The 17,896-nt window shown below is 67.7% G+C and carries 17 protein-coding genes; 8 read left to right on the top strand and 9 right to left on the bottom strand.

Features of this window, described 5'->3' with window-relative positions; translation table 11 throughout:
- Positions 1–15: 15 nt before the first annotated feature.
- Entirely contained in the window at positions 16–663 is a 648-nt protein-coding gene (locus ACTFO6_RS09290) for an RlmE family RNA methyltransferase (protein WP_439934180.1), read from the bottom strand.
- Between the two features lie 42 nt (positions 664–705).
- Here ACTFO6_RS09290 and ACTFO6_RS09285 point away from each other — a divergent pair, with 42 nt between their 5' ends.
- The gene (locus ACTFO6_RS09285) at positions 706–1,086 is read left to right on the top strand and encodes a YhbY family RNA-binding protein (protein WP_439934179.1); all 381 of its coding nucleotides are present in this window, start codon (positions 706–708) and stop codon (positions 1,084–1,086) included.
- Here ACTFO6_RS09285 and greA read toward each other — a convergent pair.
- The 5 genes from greA to ACTFO6_RS09260 all read right to left on the bottom strand — a co-directional run bounded on the left by greA (position 1,077) and on the right by ACTFO6_RS09260 (position 7,396).
- Positions 1,077–1,553 (bottom strand): transcription elongation factor GreA, encoded by a 477-nt coding sequence (gene greA / locus ACTFO6_RS09280; RefSeq protein ID WP_439934178.1) that lies wholly within the window; start codon positions 1,551–1,553, stop codon positions 1,077–1,079. The two genes, ACTFO6_RS09285 and greA, sit on opposite strands and share 10 nt — an antisense overlap.
- Positions 1,554–1,634: 81 nt before the next feature.
- Positions 1,635–4,859 carry a carbamoyl-phosphate synthase large subunit gene (gene carB / locus ACTFO6_RS09275; RefSeq protein ID WP_439934177.1) on the bottom strand — a complete coding sequence of 1,075 codons (3,225 nt, stop codon included), beginning with the start codon at positions 4,857–4,859 and terminating at the stop codon, positions 1,635–1,637.
- 3 nt (positions 4,860–4,862) lie between these two features.
- On the bottom strand, positions 4,863–6,044 hold the full coding sequence (carA, locus tag ACTFO6_RS09270) for a glutamine-hydrolyzing carbamoyl-phosphate synthase small subunit (RefSeq protein ID WP_439934176.1): 1,182 nt from the start codon (positions 6,042–6,044) through the stop codon (positions 4,863–4,865).
- 154 nt (positions 6,045–6,198) lie between these two features.
- Positions 6,199–7,005, bottom strand: a complete 807-nt coding sequence (gene dapB / locus ACTFO6_RS09265) for a 4-hydroxy-tetrahydrodipicolinate reductase (protein WP_439934175.1) — start codon at positions 7,003–7,005, stop codon at positions 6,199–6,201.
- Between the two features lie 13 nt (positions 7,006–7,018).
- Positions 7,019–7,396 carry an outer membrane protein assembly factor BamE gene (locus ACTFO6_RS09260; RefSeq protein ID WP_439934174.1) on the bottom strand — a complete coding sequence of 126 codons (378 nt, stop codon included), beginning with the start codon at positions 7,394–7,396 and terminating at the stop codon, positions 7,019–7,021.
- 75 nt (positions 7,397–7,471) lie between these two features.
- Between ACTFO6_RS09260 and fur the strand changes: the two genes are divergently transcribed.
- Positions 7,472–7,915 carry a ferric iron uptake transcriptional regulator gene (gene fur / locus ACTFO6_RS09255; protein WP_439934173.1) on the top strand — a complete coding sequence of 148 codons (444 nt, stop codon included), beginning with the start codon at positions 7,472–7,474 and terminating at the stop codon, positions 7,913–7,915.
- A 16-nt stretch (positions 7,916–7,931) separates the two neighbouring features.
- On the opposite strand, the gene recN is transcribed toward fur, so the two are convergent.
- Both recN and ACTFO6_RS09245 read right to left on the bottom strand, forming a co-directional pair.
- Entirely contained in the window at positions 7,932–9,602 is a 1,671-nt protein-coding gene (gene recN, locus ACTFO6_RS09250; RefSeq protein ID WP_439934172.1) for a DNA repair protein RecN, read from the bottom strand.
- A 21-nt stretch (positions 9,603–9,623) separates the two neighbouring features.
- Positions 9,624–10,514 (bottom strand): NAD kinase, encoded by an 891-nt coding sequence (locus ACTFO6_RS09245; protein ID WP_439934171.1) that lies wholly within the window; start codon positions 10,512–10,514, stop codon positions 9,624–9,626.
- Between the two features lie 96 nt (positions 10,515–10,610).
- Here ACTFO6_RS09245 and hrcA point away from each other — a divergent pair, with 96 nt between their 5' ends.
- The 3 genes from hrcA (at position 10,611) to ACTFO6_RS09230 (ending at position 13,159) form a co-directional block, all read left to right on the top strand.
- Positions 10,611–11,630, top strand: coding sequence for a heat-inducible transcriptional repressor HrcA (gene hrcA, locus ACTFO6_RS09240; RefSeq protein ID WP_439934170.1), 1,020 nt, complete (start codon positions 10,611–10,613; stop codon positions 11,628–11,630).
- An 86-nt stretch (positions 11,631–11,716) separates the two neighbouring features.
- Positions 11,717–12,808, top strand: coding sequence for a ferrochelatase (gene hemH / locus ACTFO6_RS09235; RefSeq protein WP_439934169.1), 1,092 nt, complete (start codon positions 11,717–11,719; stop codon positions 12,806–12,808).
- A 93-nt stretch (positions 12,809–12,901) separates the two neighbouring features.
- Positions 12,902–13,159 (top strand): CNNM domain-containing protein, encoded by a 258-nt coding sequence (locus ACTFO6_RS09230; protein WP_439934168.1) that lies wholly within the window; start codon positions 12,902–12,904, stop codon positions 13,157–13,159.
- A 53-nt stretch (positions 13,160–13,212) separates the two neighbouring features.
- Here the strand turns inward: ACTFO6_RS09230 and ACTFO6_RS09225 are convergent, their stop codons facing one another.
- Complete coding sequence (locus tag ACTFO6_RS09225; protein WP_439934167.1) at positions 13,213–13,932, bottom strand: hemerythrin domain-containing protein; 720 nt, start codon at positions 13,930–13,932, stop codon at positions 13,213–13,215.
- Positions 13,933–14,050: 118 nt separating this feature from the next.
- Here ACTFO6_RS09225 and grpE point away from each other — a divergent pair, with 118 nt between their 5' ends.
- The 3 genes from grpE (at position 14,051) to dnaJ (ending at position 17,874) form a co-directional block, all read left to right on the top strand.
- Complete coding sequence (grpE, locus tag ACTFO6_RS09220) at positions 14,051–14,662, top strand: nucleotide exchange factor GrpE (RefSeq protein WP_439934166.1); 612 nt, start codon at positions 14,051–14,053, stop codon at positions 14,660–14,662.
- A gap of 20 nt (positions 14,663–14,682) precedes the next feature.
- Complete coding sequence (gene dnaK, locus ACTFO6_RS09215; protein WP_439934289.1) at positions 14,683–16,653, top strand: molecular chaperone DnaK; 1,971 nt, start codon at positions 14,683–14,685, stop codon at positions 16,651–16,653.
- Positions 16,654–16,752: 99 nt separating this feature from the next.
- Complete coding sequence (gene dnaJ / locus ACTFO6_RS09210; RefSeq protein ID WP_439934165.1) at positions 16,753–17,874, top strand: molecular chaperone DnaJ; 1,122 nt, start codon at positions 16,753–16,755, stop codon at positions 17,872–17,874.
- Positions 17,875–17,896: the final 22 nt, after the last annotated feature.

The following is a 17,896-nucleotide window of genomic DNA, read 5'->3' as shown; positions in this document are numbered from 1 at the left end:
AGCGCTATTTTAACCCTAAATGCCCCCTTCCGTGGTTCGCAAGAGCCCGCCGAAACCCCTCGCCAGCAGGTACACTTCCGCCGAGCGGTTGCGGGACGCGCCGGGTTTGCGAACGGCCACCTTCGAGAACCGCCGCCGCAACCCCGCCGCGAATTCCTCGAACCCAGCCCCCTGAAACACTTTGACTAAGAGGGTGCCGCCCGGTTTCAGATGGCCCTCGCAGAATTCTACCGCCGCCTGGGCCAGCTCCAGGCTGCGGGCCTGATCCACTTCGGCCATACCGCTTATGTTGGGGGCCATGTCCGAGAGCACAAGGTCCGCCGGGCGGCCGCCCAGGGCGCCAGCGAGCCGATCCAGGGTCGCCGGGGCGCGGAAATCCCCGAGAATGAACTCCACGCCCCGGATCGGGACCATCTCCAAAAGATCCACGGCCAGCACCCGGCCCGCGGCCCCCACCCGGGCGGCCGCCACCTGGCTCCAGCCCCCGGGGGCCGCCCCCAGGTCCACCACCGTGAGCCCGGGCCTTAGCAGGCGGTCCCGCCGGTTGAGTTCCAGGAGCTTGTAAGCCGCCCGCGAACGGTAGCCTTCGGCCCGGGCCCGCCGGACATAGGGGTCGGACACGTGCTTCTGCATCCACGCCTTGCTGGTCTTGGAGCGGGCCATGGGCTAAGATCGCGCACCTTCGGCGAAAGAAAAGAAAGCGTCATGCCAGAGCTTACCCCCGCCGAGCGGCGCTCGCTCAAGGCCCGGGCCCATAAGCTCAAGCCGGTGGTGCTCACGGGCGAGGCCGGGCTCTCGGCGGCTGTGGTGGCGGAAATCGACCGGCAGCTCGCGAGCCACGGGCTCATCAAGGTGCGCCTCGCCGCGGGGGACCGGCGGGAGCGGGCCACCTCGGCTGCGGCCCTGGGCGCCGCCTTGGGCGCCAGCCTGGTCCAGCAGATCGGCAGGATGCTGGTGCTCTACCGGCCCAAGCCGCAAGCGCCGCCCGCCGCCCCGGGGAAAAACCCTCGACGGGTGCCGCGGGCCCGCCGCGCGCCTTCCCGGAGCGGAAGGCTCCCGGGCAAGGGGAAAACGCCTCAGACGTAGCGCACGTCCAGGATCTCGTATTCCCGGATTCCCCCGGGAGCCAGGACTTCCGCCACGTCTCCCGGACGCTTGCCGATGAGGGCCCGGGCGATGGGGGAGCTGATGGAGATCTTGCCTTCCTTGATGTCCGCCTCGTCGTCCCCCACGATCTGGTAAGTCACCACCTCCCCGTTCGCCATGTCCTCCAGGTCCACGGTGGCGCCGAACACGCAGCGGCCGTCGGCGTCCAGCAGGGCCGGGTTGATGATTTGGGCGTTGGAGAGCTTCGCCTCCAGCTCGTTGATGCGCCCCTCGATGAAGCTCTGCCGCTCCTTGGCGGCGTGGTACTCGGCATTCTCCGACAAGTCGCCATGGGAGCGGGCTTCGGCGATCGCCTGGATGATCGCCGGCCGCTGCACCGTTTTCAGGTCGTGGAGCTCGGCGCGCAGCTTCTCGGCGCCGGTCACCGTTAACGGAATCTTGTTCATGCCTGCGAACACTCCCTCCATGGAATTTTTAGGATAACGAGATGCGGCCGGACCCGCCAAGCCAGGGGAAAAGCCGGCGGGTCAGGCCGCCGAGCGCGTCGCCCTCAGCGCCCGGTGCAGTCCCTGGAGATCGTAGACCTTGGACTCGCGCATGTGCTGCATCCCCAAGCAAGCCGCCCGGGCCCCGGCCACGGTGGTGTAGTAGGTGATGCGGTGCTGCAGCGCTTCACGCCGCAGGTAATAGGAATCCTGGATCGCCGCGCGGCTGTCGTCGGTAGTGTTGATGATGAGATTGATCTCGCCGTTCTTGATGTAATCCACAATGTTGGGCCGTCCTTCGCCCAGCTTGTTGACGGGCGTGACCGACAGGCCCGCGGCCTCGAGCGCCGCCGCCGTCCCTTTGGTGGCCATGAGGCCGAAGCCCAGGGAGGCGAGGGCCCGGGCGATCTCGATCACCCGGGGCTTGTCGGCCGCGCGCACCGAAAGCAGCACGTTGCCGGCGCGGGGGAGCTTCCCCCCCGCCGCCACCTGGGATTTCACGAACGCTTCGGCGAAGGTCTCCCCTACCCCCATCACCTCGCCGGTGGACTTCATCTCCGGGCCCAGGATGGTGTCTACCCCCGGGAACTTGATGAAGGGGAAGACCGCCTCCTTGACCGAGAAATAGTGGGGCGTAACCTCCTCCACCACCCCCTGGCGGGCGAGGGTCTTGCCCACCATGCATCGGGCAGCGATCTTGGCGAGCGGCAGCCCGGTAGCCTTGGAGACGAAGGGCACCGTGCGGGAAGCGCGGGGATTGACCTCCAGCACGTAGACGATCCCGTCCTGGATCGCGTACTGGACGTTCATGAGCCCCACCACGTCGAGCCCCTTGGCCAGGGCTACGGTCTGGCGCTTGAGCTCTCCCTGGAGCGCCAGGGAGAGGCTATAAGGGGGCAGGGAGCAAGCGGAATCGCCCGAGTGCACCCCCGCCTGCTCAATGTGCTCCATGATGCCGCCTACCAGCACCCGCTCCCCGTCGCTCACCGCGTCCACGTCCACCTCGATGGCGTCGTTCAGGAACCGGTCCAGCAGCACCGGGGAGTCGTTGGACACCTTGACCGCCTCCCGCACGTAGCGGGCAAGCTCCCGCTCGTCGTGCACGATCTCCATGGCCCGCCCCCCCAGCACGTAGCTCGGGCGCACCACCAGGGGATAGCCGATTTCCTGGGCCAGCCGGAGGGCCTCCTCCGGAGTGCGGGCGGTGCGGTTGGGCGGCTGCCGCAACCCCAGGCGGTGCAGCAGGGCCTGGAACCGCTCCCGGTCCTCGGCGCAGTCGATCATGTCCGGGCTGGTGCCGATGATGGGCACGCCGTTGCGCTCCAGGTCCCGGGCGAGCTTCAAGGGCGTCTGCCCTCCGTACTGCACGATCACCCCGAAGGGCTTCTCCACCCGCACGATCTCTAGCACGTCCTCCAGGGTGAGGGGCTCGAAGTACAGCCGGTCGGAGGTGTCGTAGTCGGTGGACACCGTCTCCGGGTTGCAGTTGACCATGATGGTCTCGAATCCGTCTTCCCGCAGCGCCAGGGCCGCGTGCACGCAGCAGTAGTCGAACTCGATGCCCTGGCCGATGCGGTTGGGCCCGCCGCCGAGCACCATCACCTTCTTGCGCCCGGTGGGCTCGGCTTCGCACTCCTCTTCGTAGGTGGAGTACATGTAGGCGGTCCGGGTCGCGAACTCGGCGGCGCAGGTGTCCACCCGCTTGTAGACCGGGTGCAGCTCAAGGGCGTAGCGCCGTTTTCTCACCGCCTCCTGGGTCGTGCCCAGCAGGGCGGCGAGGCGTCGGTCGGAGAATCCGCTGCGCTTGAGCCGCGCGAGCGCCGGGCGGTCCAGGTCCTCGAGCCCCTTGCCGGCGAGGGCCTGCTCCTGCCTCACCAGGTCCTGGACCTGGGCGAGGAACCAGGGGTCGATCCGGGAGAGCTCGTGGACCTTTTCCAGGGAAAGCCCGCAACGGAAGGCGTCGGCCACGTAGAAAATGCGCTCTGCGCCCGGATTGGCCAGCTCCGCCTCGATCACGGCGAGATCGGCGCTCTTCTCGTCCAGGCCATCTGCGCCGGTCTCCAGGCCCCGCAAGGCCTTCTGCAGGGACTCCTGGAAGGTGCGGCCGATGGCCATGACTTCCCCCACCGACTTCATCTGGGTGGTGAGCCGGTCGTTCGCCTGGGGAAACTTTTCGAAGGCGAAGCGGGGGATCTTGGTGACCACGTAGTCGATCGAGGGCTCGAAGGAGGCGGGCGTGGCGCCGCCGGTGATCTCGTTGCGCAGCTCGTCCAGGGTGTAGCCCACGGCGAGCTTGGCCGCCACCTTGGCAATGGGAAAGCCGGTGGCCTTGGACGCCAAGGCCGAGGAGCGCGACACCCGGGGATTCATCTCGATCACCACCATGCGGCCATCAAGCGGGTTGATGGCGAACTGCACGTTGGAGCCCCCGGTGTCCACCCCGATCTCCCGCAGCACCGCGATGGAGGCGTCGCGCATGATCTGGTATTCCTTGTCGGTCAAGGTCTGAGCCGGGGCCACGGTGATGGAATCGCCGGTATGCACCCCCATGGGATCCAGGTTCTCGATGGAGCAGACGATGATGCAGTTGTCCTTGCGGTCCCGCACCACCTCCATCTCGAACTCCTTCCAGCCGATCACCGACTCCTCGACCAGCACCTCGCGGGTAGGACTGGCGTCGAAGCCCCGCTCGCAAATGGCGACGAACTCTTCCCGGTTGTAAGCGATCCCTCCCCCCGTGCCGCCCAGGGTGAAGGAGGGACGGATGATGGCGGGGAAGCCCACCATGGCCTGGACCTGCAGCGCCTCTTCCATGCTGTGGGCCAGGGCCGAACGGGGCGAGGCGAGCCCGATGCGGTTCATGGCCAGCTTGAACTTCTCCCGGTCCTCCGCCTTGTCGATGGCCTCACGACTGGCGCCGATCATCTCCACCCCGTACTTTTCCAGTACCCCTTCCCGGGCCAGGTCCAGGGCGCAGTTCAAGGCGGTCTGGCCCCCCATGGTGGGCAGCAGGGCGTCGGGGCGCTCGAGGGCGATGATCTTCTCGATGGCCTGCCAGTGGATGGGTTCGATGTAGGTGGCGTGGGCCAGCTCCGGGTCGGTCATGATGGTGGCCGGGTTGGAGTTGACCAGCACGATCCGGTAACCCTCCTCCTTCAAGGCCTTGCAGGCCTGGGCGCCGGAATAATCGAACTCGCACGCCTGGCCGATGACGATGGGACCGGCGCCGATGACGAGGATCGACTGGATGTCGGTGCGCTTGGGCATGGCCTACCGGCAGGCCCGCGCCCCGGCGGGGGCGGCGGCGATCTCCCGCTTGCCGCTTTTCCTGAGCGCCATGAGGGACACGAAGCGGTCGAAGAGGTAATCCACGTCGTGGGGGCCGGGGCTCGCCTCCGGGTGCCCCTGGAAGCAGAAGGCCGGCCGGTCGGAAAAGGCGAACCCCTGGAGGCTGCCATCGAACAAGGACACGTGGGTCACCTTGCAATGCTCCGGCAGGGTCGCGGCATCCACCGCGAACCCATGATTCTGGCTGGAAATCATCACCCGCCCGGTCTCCAGGTCCTGCACCGGGTGGTTCGCGCCGTGGTGGCCGAACTTCATTTTCACGGTCTTCGCGCCGGCGGCAAGCCCCAGGAGCTGATGCCCCAGGCAGATCCCGAACATGGGGATGCCCGTGTCCAGGAGCCGGCGGATCGCCTCGATGGCGTAGGTGCAAGGTTCCGGATCGCCGGGACCGTTGGAGAGGAACACCCCGTCGGGCCGGAGGGCAAGCGCCTCCGCCGCGGGGGTGCGAGCCGGGATCACGGTCAGGCGGCATCCCCGGGCCGCGAGCTTGCGCAGGATGTTGCGCTTCATCCCGTAGTCGTAGGCCACCACGTGGAACCTGGCCTCGGGCGCCTTGGCGTAGCCGGCGCCCAGGAACCACTCCCCCTCGTCCCAGGAATAGGCGCTCTGGCAGCTCACCACCTGGGCGAGGTCCATGCCGGCCAGGCCCGGGAACTCCCGTGCAAGCCGCAGGGCTTCTTTCTCGTCCACGCGGCCCGCCATCAGGCAACCGTTCTGGGCCCCCTTCTCCCGCAGGATCCGGGTGAGCTTGCGGGTGTCGATGCCGGCGATCGCCACCACGTTCTGATCCCGCAGGTAATCGGGCAAGCTCTGGGTCGCCCGGAAATTGCTGTAGGCGACCGGCACGTCCCGAACCACCAGGCCGCTCGCGTACACCCGGTCCGATTCCACGTCCTCCGGGTTGACTCCGGTGTTGCCGATGTGGGGATAGGTGAGGGTCACGATCTGCCGGCAATAGGAAGGATCGGTCAGGATCTCCTGGTAGCCGGTCATGGCGGTGTTGAACACCACCTCCCCGCTCGCCGCCCCTTCCGCGCCGATGGAGAGCCCCCGGAATACGGTCCCGTCGGCGAGCACGAGCAAGGCGGGCGGACGGTCGGACACTGGCAATTCCCAGGGCACGGCGTGGAGGATACAAAGAAACGGGACGAGCGCAGCGCCCATCCCGTTTTTTGGCGCATTATACGGGAAGGGGGAGACGGCTTCAATCGAGGCCCCGGGACGGGGACGTCCGATGAGGTCCCCGCGGCGGAGCTTTTCAGCCCAGGCCCAGCACGTCCTGCATGTCGAAGAGCCCCGGGGGCCGCCCCGCGACGAACCGGGCTGCCCGTAGCGCCCCTTGGGCGAAGGTGGCGCGGCTGCCGGCCTTGTGGCTGATTTCCAGCCGCTCGCCGGTGCCGGCGAAGATGACGGTATGTTCACCCACGATGTCCCCTCCCCGCACCGTGGCGAAGCCGATGGCCTTCTCCGGCCGCTCTCCCGTGATCCCCTCCCGGCCGTAAACGGCGCACTCGCGTAAGTTTCGGCCGAGGGCCCGGGCCACCACCTCCCCCATCCGCAGCGCGGTCCCCGACGGGGCGTCCACCTTGTGCCGGTGGTGGGCTTCCACGATCTCCACGTCGTAGCCCTGAGCGAGCACCCGGGCCGCCAGGTCGAGGAGCTTGAGCGCCAGGTTGACGCCCACGCTGAAGTTGGGCGCCTGGACGATGGCTACGGTCCGAGCGGCTTCGGCGATCGCCTGCTTCTGGGGTTCGGTGAATCCGGTGGTGCCGATGACCAGGTTGACCCCCCGGACGGTGGCGGCCCGCAAGTGTTCCAGGGTTCCTTCGGGCCGGGTGAAATCGATGAGCACCTGGGCGCCGGAGAGGGCCGCGGCCAGGTCGTCGGTGACGGTCACCCCGTTGGGCGCGCCGACGAGCTCCCCCGCGTCCCGGCCAAGGACCGGGCTGCCGGGCCGATCCAGGGCGGCGTGCAGTCGCAGGTCGGGAGCCGCGGCGATCGCCTCCAGGAGCGCCCGCCCCATGCGCCCGGAGCTTCCCGCGACGGCGACGCGAATGGGCTCCATCGGCTTGCCCGGGCTAGCGGGCCGCGGTCGCGCCGCGGTGGGCCTCGGCCGCCGGGGCCTCTCCCGGCGGGGCCGCCACCACGTCGCCCTCAACCCGCTTCAACCGCCCCTCCTCGAAGATCACGGTGAGCTTGCGCTCCTCCACCAGCTCCCCCCGCTTCTCTAGCCGGTACACGTAATCCCAGCGGTCCGCGTGGAACGGGTCGGCCACCAGGGGCGTGCCCAGGATGAACCTCACCTGCTCCCGGGTCATCCCGGGCTTGAGCCGGGACACCATCTCCTGGGTCACCACGTTGCCCTGCTGCACGTCCATCCGGTAGGGGGTGAGGCCCAGGTAGCCGGAACAGGCGGCGAGCCACAGCACAATAGACAGGGGCAGGAACCGGCACATCGATCGAGGTGTCGTTTTCAACGTGACGTGAACGTTTTATGATACCCGAAAGGACGCTTGCACCGAGAGGATGCCATGAGCACGCCCGACGCGCTGAAGACCATGGGGCTTAAAGCCACCATGCCGCGGATCAAGATCCTCAACCTGTTCGAGACCAGCAAGGTGCGGCACCTCTCGGCCGAAGACGTGTACAAGCAGCTCATCGCCGAGGGCATCGACGTGGGCCTCGCCACGGTGTACCGGGTGCTCACCCAGTTCGAGCAGGCCGGGATCCTCATGCGGCACCACTTCGAAAGCGGCAAGGCCATCTACGAGCTGAACCAGGGCGGGCACCACGATCACCTAGTCTGCCTGCAGTGCGGGCGGGTGGAGGAGTTCTACGATCCCGAGATCGAGCGCCGCCAGGTAAAGATCGCCAAGGACCGGGGATTCACCATCCACGACCATTCCCTGCACATCTACGCCGACTGCACCAAGCCAAACTGCCCCCACCTGAAGGGGGCGAAGCGCCCGGGGTGAGGCGAGCTTTCCCCCCTCAAGCCCCGTTCCGCACGGCCTTGAGCATTTCTTGCGCGTGCCGACGGGTGGTCTCGGTGATTTTCATGCCCCCCACCATGCGGGCGATCTCGTCGATCCGCTCCTCTGCTTCCAGCCGCCGGATGCGGCTCACCACCGCCCCGTCCCGTGCCAGCTTGGTGACCTGCCATTGATGGTCCGCGGCGGCGGCCACCTGGGGCAGGTGGGTCACGCACATCACCTGGTGCAAGGTCCCCAACTGCTTGAGGAGCCGCCCCACGATCTCCGCCACCTTGCCGCCGATGCCTGCGTCCACCTCGTCGAAGATCAGGGTGGGCACCTGGGCCACGCGGCTGGCGATCACCTGGATCGCCAGGCTGATGCGGGAAAGCTCCCCTCCTGAGGCGACTTTCCCCAGGGGGCCCGGCGGAGTTCCCGGATGGGTCGCCACCTGGAACTCCACCTGCTCCAGGCCGAAGCTGCCTCCCGGATCCGCCGGGTGGAAGGCGACCGTAAAACGGCCGCCCCCCAGGGCTAGGTCCCTGAACGCCCGGGTGACCGCCTCCGAGAGGGTCTCCGCGGCTTTTCTCCGGCCCTGGGAGAGCCGGCGCGCCCGCTCCAGATAGGCCTCCCGCGCTGCCTCTTCCTGGGCCATCAGGGCCTCGAGGCCCGCCGCCCCGCCGATCTCGTCCAGCCGCTCCCGTACCCGGGCTAGCCGCTCCGGCAGCTCCTCCACCGTCACCCGGTGCTTGCGGGCGCAACCGTGGATCGCCGCCAGGCGGCTCTCCACCTGGGCGAGCCGGTCCGGGTCCAGCTCCAGGCGGGAAGCGTAGCGGTTCAGGCTGTAGAGCGCCTCCTTGAGCTGGATCTCCGCCGGCTCCAGAAGCTCCAGCGCCTCCTTGAGCCGGGAATCGTAGTCGGTAAGAGCGGAAAGGCGCTGGATCACCCCCCGGACTTGGGCCAGCACCGCCCCATCCGTCCCCTCGAGGGCCTCTCGGGCCCCTTGAGCGCCCTCCAGCAGGGCGGCGGCGTGGGCAAGCCGCTTGTGTTCCGCCTGCAGGGCCTGCCACTCGTCGGGGGAAAAAGCGAGGGCCTCCAGCTCCTTCAGGTCCCGCTCCAGCTCGTCCCGTTCCCGGGCGAGGGCCTGCTCGTTTTTCTGCCACTCGATACGCCGGGCGCGCAGGGTCTGCCACTGGCGGTAGGCCGCCGCCACTTCCTGGGCCAGGGCCGTCTGCCCGCCCAGGGCATCTAGCAGTTCCCGCTGGTAGTCGCCGCGCAGCAGGGACTGGTGGGCATGCTGGCCGTGGATGTCCACCAGGCGCTCCCCCACCTCCCTAAGCTGCTGTACGGTGGCGCTCGCCCCGTTGATGAAGGCCCGGGAGCGGCCGGAGAGCTCTAGCACCCGGCGCAGCAGGCAGCTTCCCGGCTCGGCGTCGAAGCCCCCCTCCGCCAGCCAGGCTTCAACCCCGGGGAGCCGGGAGACGTCGAACTCGGCGGCGATCTCCGCCCGCGCCGCGCCCCTTCGCACCACTCCCGCGTCCGCCCGCTCCCCCAGCACCAGGGCCAGGGCGTCGATCAGGATGGACTTGCCGGCGCCGGTCTCCCCCGTGAGGGCGGTGAAGCCGGGGGCGAACTCCAGCTCCACCTCTTCCACGATCACGAAATCACGGATACGCAGGTACCGTAGCATGGCTGGTACGGGTGGCGCGGGCTACGACTGGGACTGGAAAAAGGGCTGCTCGCTCCAGCGCAGCTTCTCCCGCAGCATGTGGTAGTAGCTGTGCCCCACCGGGTGGAGGAGCCTGACTGGGCTAGGCGAGCGCTTCACCACCACCCGGTCGTTTTCCCGCAGCTCCGCGTGGGAGTGGCTGTCGAAATGCACCCGAGAGCTGTTGGTCTCGTGCATCAGAATCTCCACCACCGAGTCCGCGCCGATCACGATGGGCCGGTTGGAGAGGGTATGGGGGCAGATGGGCACCAGGGTGATGAGCTTAAGCCCCGGGTGGACAATGGGGCCGCCGGCGGAAAGGGCATAGGCGGTGGAGCCGGTGGGAGTGGCCACGATGAGCCCGTCGGAGCGCTGGCTATAGACGAACTGGCCGTCCAGGCGCACCTCGAACTCGATCATGCTCCCCTTGGTGCCCCGGTGCACCACCACGTCGTTGAGGGCGAGCCCCTGGAACACCACGGCTTGGGACGAGACCACCTCTCCCGCGAGCAGCATGCGCTCCTCCACCACGTACTGCCCGTCCAGCATGGCGCCCAGGGTTTCCAGCATGGTGTCCACCGAGATGTCGGTGAGAAAACCGAGACGCCCTTGGTTGACGCCCACCAGGGGCACTCCGTAGGGCGCGAGGGTGCGGGCGATGTTGAGCATGGTGCCGTCGCCGCCCAGTACTACCGCCAGTTGCGCCCGGCGGCTGATCTCGTCCAGGGTGAGGGCCGGGTAGCCGGCTTGCCCCAGGTGGGTCGCGGTCAGGCGGTCCACCAACACCTCGATGCCGCGCTCTTTCAGGTAGGCGCCAAGCTTGAGGAGCGGCCCGGCGATCTCGGCGCTCTTGAACTTCCCCACCAGGGCGATGGTCTTGAAGGACTCGTTCATCGCGGGGATTAAACCACAAAACGACCGGGCGAAGCGGGGCCGGCGCCCTTAAGGCTGCGGCTGGTGCCGCCGGAGGGGCGGTTGTAGAATTTTCCCATGCTGAGCGAGCGGGCCCAGATTCTCCTGAAGACCCTGGTGGAGCGCTACATCGTGGAGGGCGATCCGGTGGGCTCGCGCTCCCTTTCCAAGTACTCCGGGCTGGACCTGTCCCCGGCCACCATCCGCAACGTGATCGCCGACCTGGAGGATATGGGCCTCGTCGCCAGTCCCCACACCTCGGCCGGCCGGGTGCCCACGGTCCGAGGCTACCGGCTGTTCGTCGACAGCCTTCTGGTGGTGAAGCCCCTGGAGGAGCGCCAAGTAGCCGAGCTGTCGGAGCACCTGCACCCGGATAACCCCCAGCGTCTGGTGAACGCCGCCTCCCAATTGCTTTCCCAGCTCACCCGCTTTGCCGGCGTGGTGATGCTGCCCCGGCCCGACGTCCCGGCCTTCCGCCACATCGAGTTCCTGAAGCTCTCGGAGCGGCGGCTGCTCCTCATCATCGTCACGCCCGAAGGCAGTGTCCAGAACCGGGTCATCGTCCCGGAGCGCGGCTACAGCGCTTCCGAGCTGGCCGAGGCCTCCAACTACCTCAACCAGCACTACGCCGGGCTCACCTTCGACGAGATCAGGGGGCGCTTGAAGCAGGAGCTTACCGATCTGCGGCGGGAGATGGTCGAGCTCATGACCTCCGCCATTGAGGCGGGAAGCGAAGCTGTGCAGGACACCCGGGACGCGGTGGTGGTCACCGGAGAGCACAACCTGCTGGACATCCGCGATCTGTCCTCCGACAGGTCGCGGCTGCGCCAGCTCTTCGATCTGTTCGAGCGCAAAACCGACCTGCTCCGGCTGCTGGAAGCGAGCCGCCAGGCCCAGGGAGTGAAGATCTTCATCGGCGAGGAGTCGGGGGTGGTACCCCTGGACGAATGCAGCGTGGTCACCGCCCCCTACGAGGTGGACGGCCGGGTGGTGGGGACGCTCGGCGTGGTGGGCCCCACCCGCATGGCCTACGACCGGGTGATCCCCCTAGTGGAGATCACGGCCAAGCTCCTCTCCGGGGCCCTGTCCCAGCAATGAGGCGACGTCCACCGCAAGACGCCCGATCCGGGCGGCCAGGGGGCGGGCGCCGCGGTACGTCCTCCCTCCGGCAAGCTTGAGCCCCCGTGCCCTATTCCCCCGAGCCCCCTTTCCAGCACGGACGCCCGACCCGAGCCGGGGTGCTGCTCATCAATCTGGGCACGCCGGACGCCCCCACGCCCGCCGCGCTGCGCCGCTACCTCAAGGAGTTCCTGTGGGACCCGCGGGTGGTGGAGCTTCCCCGCCCCCTGTGGTGGCTGATCCTAAACGGCTTTATCCTCACCACCCGTCCCAGACAATCCGCCAAGCGCTACGCCCAGATCTGGACGCCTGAGGGCTCGCCCCTGCGCCTCCACACCGAGCGGCAGGCGAAGCTGCTGCTGGGCACCCTGGGGGAGCGGATCAAGCCCGCCCCCGCGGTGGAGTACGCCATGCGCTATGGCACTCCTTCCGTGGCCCAGGCGCTTGCGCAGCTCAAGGCCCTGGGCTGCGATCGGGTGCTGGTGCTGCCCCTGTACCCCCAGTATTCCGCCAGTACCACGGCAAGCGCCTTCGACGCGGTGTTCGCGGCGGCGAAGTCCATGCGCAACGTGCCGGCCCTGAGGCTCGTCAAGCACTTCCACGACCATGCCCGCTACATCGCCGCCCTGGCGGGTCGGGTGAGGGACCACTGGGAAAGGCACGGCCAGGGGGAGCTCCTCATCATGAGCTTCCACGGGGTGCCGCGCTATACGCTGGACAAGGGCGACCCCTACCACTGCGAGTGCCAGAAAACCGGCCGGCTGCTGGCGGAGGCCCTGGGCCTCAAATCCGACCAGTACCGAGTCACCTTCCAGTCCCGCTTCGGGCGGGCCGAGTGGCTGAAGCCCTACACCGCCGATACCCTCGTCGCCCTCGGCCGGGCTCGGACGCGCCGGGTGGACGTGATCTGCCCCGGCTTCGTGGCCGACTGCCTGGAAACCTTGGAAGAAATCGCCATCGAGGGCAAGGCCCTGTTCCTCGGCGCCGGAGGTGGCGAGTTCCACTACATCCCCGCCCTCAACGACCGGCCCGACTGGATCCACGCCCTGGCCGAGCTGGCCCAGGGTCACATGCAGGGGTGGCTGGAAGGAGAACCGGGGCCCGAGGCGCTGCAACGCTCCCGGCAGCGGGCCCTGGCCCTGGGGGCCCAGGCCTGATCTTTCCCCGCAGGTCCCCGGGCGTGGAGGCCGATGCCGTTCTGGCGCCTGCCGCCTAACACAACCCCCTTTCCTCTCCCGACGGAAAAAACGATGGACCTGTTCATTCTCGGAAGCCTCATCCTTCTGAACCGCGTGCTGGCCATGTCCGAGCTGGCGATCGTCACCGCCCGCAAGCTGCAGCTGCGCCAATGGGCGGACCGGGGCGACCCGGCCGCCGCCGCCGCGCTCCATCTGGCCGAGCAGCCGGGGCCGTTCTTGTCCACCATCCAGATCGGCATCACGGCGGTGGGCGTCTTCGCCGGCGCCAGGTGGTGGACAACGAACGCAAGCGGGTGGACCGGGTCCTGATCACCCCCATCGCCAAGCGGGAGGCGGAAACGACCCCCGCGGAATGAAGGGGCTCAGCCGGGCGGATCCATCCAGGGCAGCCGGGCGAGCAGGTCGTCGAGCAGGCGCCGGCGCTCCGCCGGGGCGAGCCGGTCGAGGCCCAGGCGCCATAGCGGAAACAGGTGGTTTTCCTCCCGATGCTCGTGCTTCGCCAGGGTTCCCGAGAGGATGGCGCAGAAGGCGCCCACCTCCGCCCTGTCGGGGGGCTCTTGGGCCAGGCACTCCTCCAGCAGGGCGAGCTGGGCGAGGATTTCCCGGTGTTCCCGCAGCATGATGGACAGGGGATCGTCCCCCGCCGGGCTGGCGGGAACGGCGAGCCTCAGGGCGAGAACGCCGTCTTCGAAGGCGATGTGGGCCCGCAGCTCGGCCGCAAAGGAAGCGAGCAAAGGGGCCGCCTCCGCCACCGCCCCGTCGTTTACCCGCTCGAGCGCCCGGACAAAGAGGCGGTCGAGGGACGCGTGGTGCCGGGTGAGGAGATCGATCGCGTCCTGGGGCGGGGCATCCTCCTTGAGCCCCACCTCGGCCCGCCAGGCCCCCCCTTCCGGGAAGACCCGCCAGGCGAGCCGCCCGCGCAACTGCAGGTTGACCGCCTCCAACACCAGGGTGGGCTCCTCCCGGGTCAGCACCGTGGCCCGTTCCCCCCGGGCGAGGTCCCGCAGGGCATAGAAAGCCGCGGTGCGCACCCGACTTTCCGGCTCGCCCTGCAAGTCGATGATTTTGGCCGTCTCCGCCATCTTGAAAAAGATTAGCACACTCTAATATAGCGAGGAAAACGCGTCCACAGCCCTTGAAATCCCCGGCGGGCGCCGCCATAGCAAATTTAATTCTTCAGTTCACTGGAGGAACGTGCCTATGCAAGAAATCGAGCGGGACAAGGTCCCTTCCCCGGAGCCGATGGGCGCCCCCGCCGTCGAGGGAGCCACGGAAGCAAGGGAGCCGGCCCCGTCCGGCGCTCCTGAACAAACCCTAGCCCAGGCGCCGGAGCCCGACGTGATCGCCAGTCTGGAGGAGACGCTGAAAAAAGCCGAGCAAGCCGCCCAGGAACACTACGACGCCTGGCTGCGGGCGAAGGCGGAGGCGGACAACCTCCGCAAGCGCGCCGAGGCGGAGATCGCCAACGCCCACAAGTACGCGGTGGAGAGCTTTTCGACCCAGTTGCTGCCCATCAAGGACAGCCTGGAGACCACCCTCACGGTGGAGAACGCTTCCTTCGAGCAGTTGCGCGAGGGCGTGGCGCTCACCCTGAAGCTGCTCGACCAGTTGTTCGAGAAATTCGGCATCCGGGAGATCAACCCGGGCCAAGGCGAGAAGTTCGATCCCCATCGCCACCACGCCATGACCACGGTGGAGTCCGACGGCCCCGCCGGGCTGGTGATGCAGGTGATGCAGAAGGGCTATATGTTGCACGATCGAGTGATCCGTCCCGCGCTGGTGGTGGTGTCCAAGCCCAAGGCCGAGGCTTGAAATAGGGCAGCCGCGCCCGCATTTACCACCTACGGAAAAATCCAGACTTTTCAAAAAGGAACAGGCTTATGGGCAAGATTGTCGGCATCGATCTCGGGACGACCAACTCGTGCGTGGCCGTGATCGAGAACGGCAAGGTCAAGGTCATCGAGAACTCGGAAGGCTCGCGCACGACTCCTTCCGTCGTCGCCTACACCGACGAGGGCGAGATCCTGGTGGGAGCGCCGGCCAAGCGCCAGCAGATCACCAACGCCCAGAACACCCTGTACGCGGTGAAGCGCCTGATTGGGCGCAAGTACGACGAAGAGATGGTGCAGCGGGCCATCAAGATGGTGCCCTACAAGATCGTGCGGGCCGACAACGGCGACGCCTGGATCGAGGTGCGGGGCAGGAAGCTGGCGCCGCCTCAAGTCTCGGCGGAAGTGCTGAAGAAGATGAAGAAGACCGCCGAGGACTACCTGGGCGAGCCGGTGACCGAGGCGGTCATCACCGTACCCGCCTACTTCAACGATTCCCAGCGCCAGGCCACCAAGGACGCGGGCCGCATCGCCGGGCTGGACGTGAAGCGCATCATTAACGAGCCCACCGCGGCAGCCCTCGCTTTCGGGCTGGACAAAAAGGAGGGCGACCGCAAGATCGCCGTGTACGACCTGGGCGGCGGGACTTTCGACATCTCCATCATCGAGATCGCCGAGGTGGACAAGGAGCACCAGTTCGAGGTGCTCGCCACCAACGGCGACACCTTCCTCGGCGGCGAAGACTTCGACCAGCGGATCGTCGACTACCTGGCCGACGAGTTCAAGAAGGAGCACGGCATCGACCTGCGTAAGGACGTTCTGGCGTTGCAGCGGCTGAAGGATGCGGCGGAAAAGGCCAAGATCGAGCTCTCCTCCGCCCAGCAGACGGAGGTAAATCTGCCCTACATCACGGCGGACGCCAGCGGGCCGAAGCACCTGGTGGTGAAAATCACCCGCGCCAAGCTGGAAAGCTTGGTGGAGGACCTGATCGAGAAGACGGTGGAACCCTGCCTGATCGCCATGAAGGATGCGGGAGTGAAGCCCTCCGACCTGGACGACGTGATCCTGGTGGGCGGGCAGACCCGCATGCCCAAGGTGCAGGAGAAGGTGCGCGAGATCTTCGGGCGCGAGCCGCGCAAGGACGTGAACCCGGACGAGGCGGTGGCCATCGGCGCCGCGATCCAGGCGGCGGTGCTCCAGGGCGAGGTGAAGGACGTGCTGCTCCTCGACGTCACGCCGTTGAGCTTGGGGATCGAGACCCTGGGCGGCGTATTCACCAAGCTGATCCCGAAGAACACCACCATCCCGACCCGGGCCACCCAGGTATTCTCCACCGCCGAAGACAACCAGACGGCAGTGACCATTCACGTGCTGCAGGGCGAGCGGGAGATGGCGGCGGGCAACAAGAGCCTTGGCCAGTTCAACCTGGAGGGCATCCCGCCGGCGCCCCGGGGCGTGCCCCAGATCGAGGTGACCTTCGACATCGACGCCAACGGCATCCTGCACGTAACCGCCAAGGACAAGGCGACCGGCAAGGAGGCCAAGATCCGCATCCAGGCCGGCTCGGGCCTCACCGAGGAAGAGATCCAGCGCATGATCAAGGACGCCGAGCTGCACGCGGCCGAGGACCACAAGCAGTTCGAGCTGGTCAACGCCCGCAACCAGGCGGACGCGCTCATCCACTCGGTGCGCAAGAGCCTGAAGGAGTACGGCGACAAGCTCTCGGCGGAGGAAAAATCCAAGATCGAGGCGGCCATCGCCGCGGCGGAGGCCGCCATCAAGGGCAACGACAAGGCGGAGATCGACGCCAAGGCCCAGGCGCTGGCGGAAGCCTCCCACAAGCTGGCGGAGAAGATGTATGCCGGCACCCAGGCGGAGGCCGCGGGGGCGGGCGCGTCCTCGGGGGCAGGGGGCAAGAAGCAGGATTCCGACGTGGTCGACGCGGAGTTCGAGGAAGTCAAGGACAAGAAGTAGGCAGCCCTGACGGACGGAAAGGCGCAGAGACGCTGAGAAGGCGGGTCTTCTCGGCATATACTCTGCGCCTTGTCGTCTTATGCGGTCCGCCACCGAGCCATGGCTAAGCGAGATTACTACGAGGTGCTGGGCGTCAACCGGGACGCCTCCGACGAGGAAATCAAGAAGGCGTACCGGCGCCTCGCCATGAAGTACCACCCGGACCGCAACCCGGACAACCCCCAGGCGGAGGAGCGTTTCAAGGAGGTCAAAGAGGCCTTCGAGGTGCTCTCCGATCCGGACAAGCGGGCCGCCTACGATCAGTTCGGCCACGCCGGGGTGGACGCAGCCGCAGGCGCCGGGGCCGGGTTCGGCGGTTTCGGCAGCTTCGCCGACGCCTTCGGCGACATCTTCGGCGACATCTTCGGCACGGGCGGGCGTACCCGCGCCTCCATGTACCGGGGTGCGGACCTGCGCTACAACCTGGAGATCACCCTGGAGCAGGCAGCGCGGGGCACCGAGACCAAGATCCGGGTGCCCACGCTAGCCACCTGCGAAGCGTGTCACGGGTCGGGGGCTCGGCCGGGAAGCGGTCCCGTCACCTGCCCCACCTGCCGCGGCCACGGCCAGGTGCGGATGCAGCAGGGCTTCTTTTCCATCCAGCAAACTTGCCCCACCTGCCACGGCACGGGCAAGCACGTCCCCCATCCCTGCGGCAACTGTGGCGGCAGCGGCCGCGTGAAGAAGCACAAGACCCTGTCGGTGAAGATCCCGCCGGGGGTGGACGACGGGGACCGCATCCGCCTCTCCGGCGAAGGGGAGGCGGGATTCTCGGGCGGCGGGCCGGGGGACCTCTACGTGGTGATCCACATCGCGCCCCATCCGGTGTTCACCCGGGACGGCAACGATCTCCACTGCGAAATGCCCATCAGCTTCGCCACCGCCGCCCTGGGGGGCGAGATCGAGATCCCCACCCTGGAAGGGGCGGCCAAGATCCGCATTCCCCCCGAGACCCAGTCGGGCAAGGTGTTCCGGCTGCGGGGCAAGGGCATCAAGGCCCTGCGCTCGAACGCCGTCGGCGACCTCCTGGTTCACGTGGTGGTGGAGACCCCGGTCAACCTTACGCCCCGGCAAAAGGAGCTGCTGGAGGAGTTCGAGCGCCTTTCCCGGGAGGGGGGCGAGCACCACAACCCTCGCCACAAGAGCTGGATGGACAAGGTGCGGGAGTTTTTCCAGCCCTGATCCTGCCCTGCTCCCCTTGACG

It is taken from the genome of Pelomicrobium sp. G1 (assembly GCF_051905455.1).
GTDB lineage: Bacteria > Pseudomonadota > Gammaproteobacteria > Burkholderiales > UBA6910 > Pelomicrobium.
Note: the sequence above shows the minus strand (reverse complement) of the source record. Positions and strands in the feature narration are given on the sequence as shown.

What these genes read in the sequence shown, in the direction of transcription:
- ACTFO6_RS09290 (WP_439934180.1), bottom strand. Translation starts at nt 663, where the DNA reads ATGGCCCGCTCCAAGACCAGCAAGGCGTGGATGCAGAAGCACGTGTCC.
- ACTFO6_RS09285 (WP_439934179.1), top strand. Translation starts at nt 706, where the DNA reads ATGCCAGAGCTTACCCCCGCCGAGCGGCGCTCGCTCAAGGCCCGGGCC.
- greA (WP_439934178.1), bottom strand. Translation starts at nt 1,553, where the DNA reads ATGAACAAGATTCCGTTAACGGTGACCGGCGCCGAGAAGCTGCGCGCC.
- carB (WP_439934177.1), bottom strand. Translation starts at nt 4,859, where the DNA reads ATGCCCAAGCGCACCGACATCCAGTCGATCCTCGTCATCGGCGCCGGT.
- dapB (WP_439934175.1), bottom strand. Translation starts at nt 7,005, where the DNA reads ATGGAGCCCATTCGCGTCGCCGTCGCGGGAAGCTCCGGGCGCATGGGG.
- ACTFO6_RS09260 (WP_439934174.1), bottom strand. Translation starts at nt 7,396, where the DNA reads ATGTGCCGGTTCCTGCCCCTGTCTATTGTGCTGTGGCTCGCCGCCTGT.
- fur (WP_439934173.1), top strand. Translation starts at nt 7,472, where the DNA reads ATGAGCACGCCCGACGCGCTGAAGACCATGGGGCTTAAAGCCACCATG.
- recN (WP_439934172.1), bottom strand. Translation starts at nt 9,602, where the DNA reads ATGCTACGGTACCTGCGTATCCGTGATTTCGTGATCGTGGAAGAGGTG.
- ACTFO6_RS09245 (WP_439934171.1), bottom strand. Translation starts at nt 10,514, where the DNA reads ATGAACGAGTCCTTCAAGACCATCGCCCTGGTGGGGAAGTTCAAGAGC.
- hrcA (WP_439934170.1), top strand. Translation starts at nt 10,611, where the DNA reads ATGCTGAGCGAGCGGGCCCAGATTCTCCTGAAGACCCTGGTGGAGCGC.
- ACTFO6_RS09230 (WP_439934168.1), top strand. Translation starts at nt 12,902, where the DNA reads ATGGACCTGTTCATTCTCGGAAGCCTCATCCTTCTGAACCGCGTGCTG.
- ACTFO6_RS09225 (WP_439934167.1), bottom strand. Translation starts at nt 13,932, where the DNA reads ATGGCGGAGACGGCCAAAATCATCGACTTGCAGGGCGAGCCGGAAAGT.
- grpE (WP_439934166.1), top strand. Translation starts at nt 14,051, where the DNA reads ATGCAAGAAATCGAGCGGGACAAGGTCCCTTCCCCGGAGCCGATGGGC.
- dnaJ (WP_439934165.1), top strand. Translation starts at nt 16,753, where the DNA reads ATGGCTAAGCGAGATTACTACGAGGTGCTGGGCGTCAACCGGGACGCC.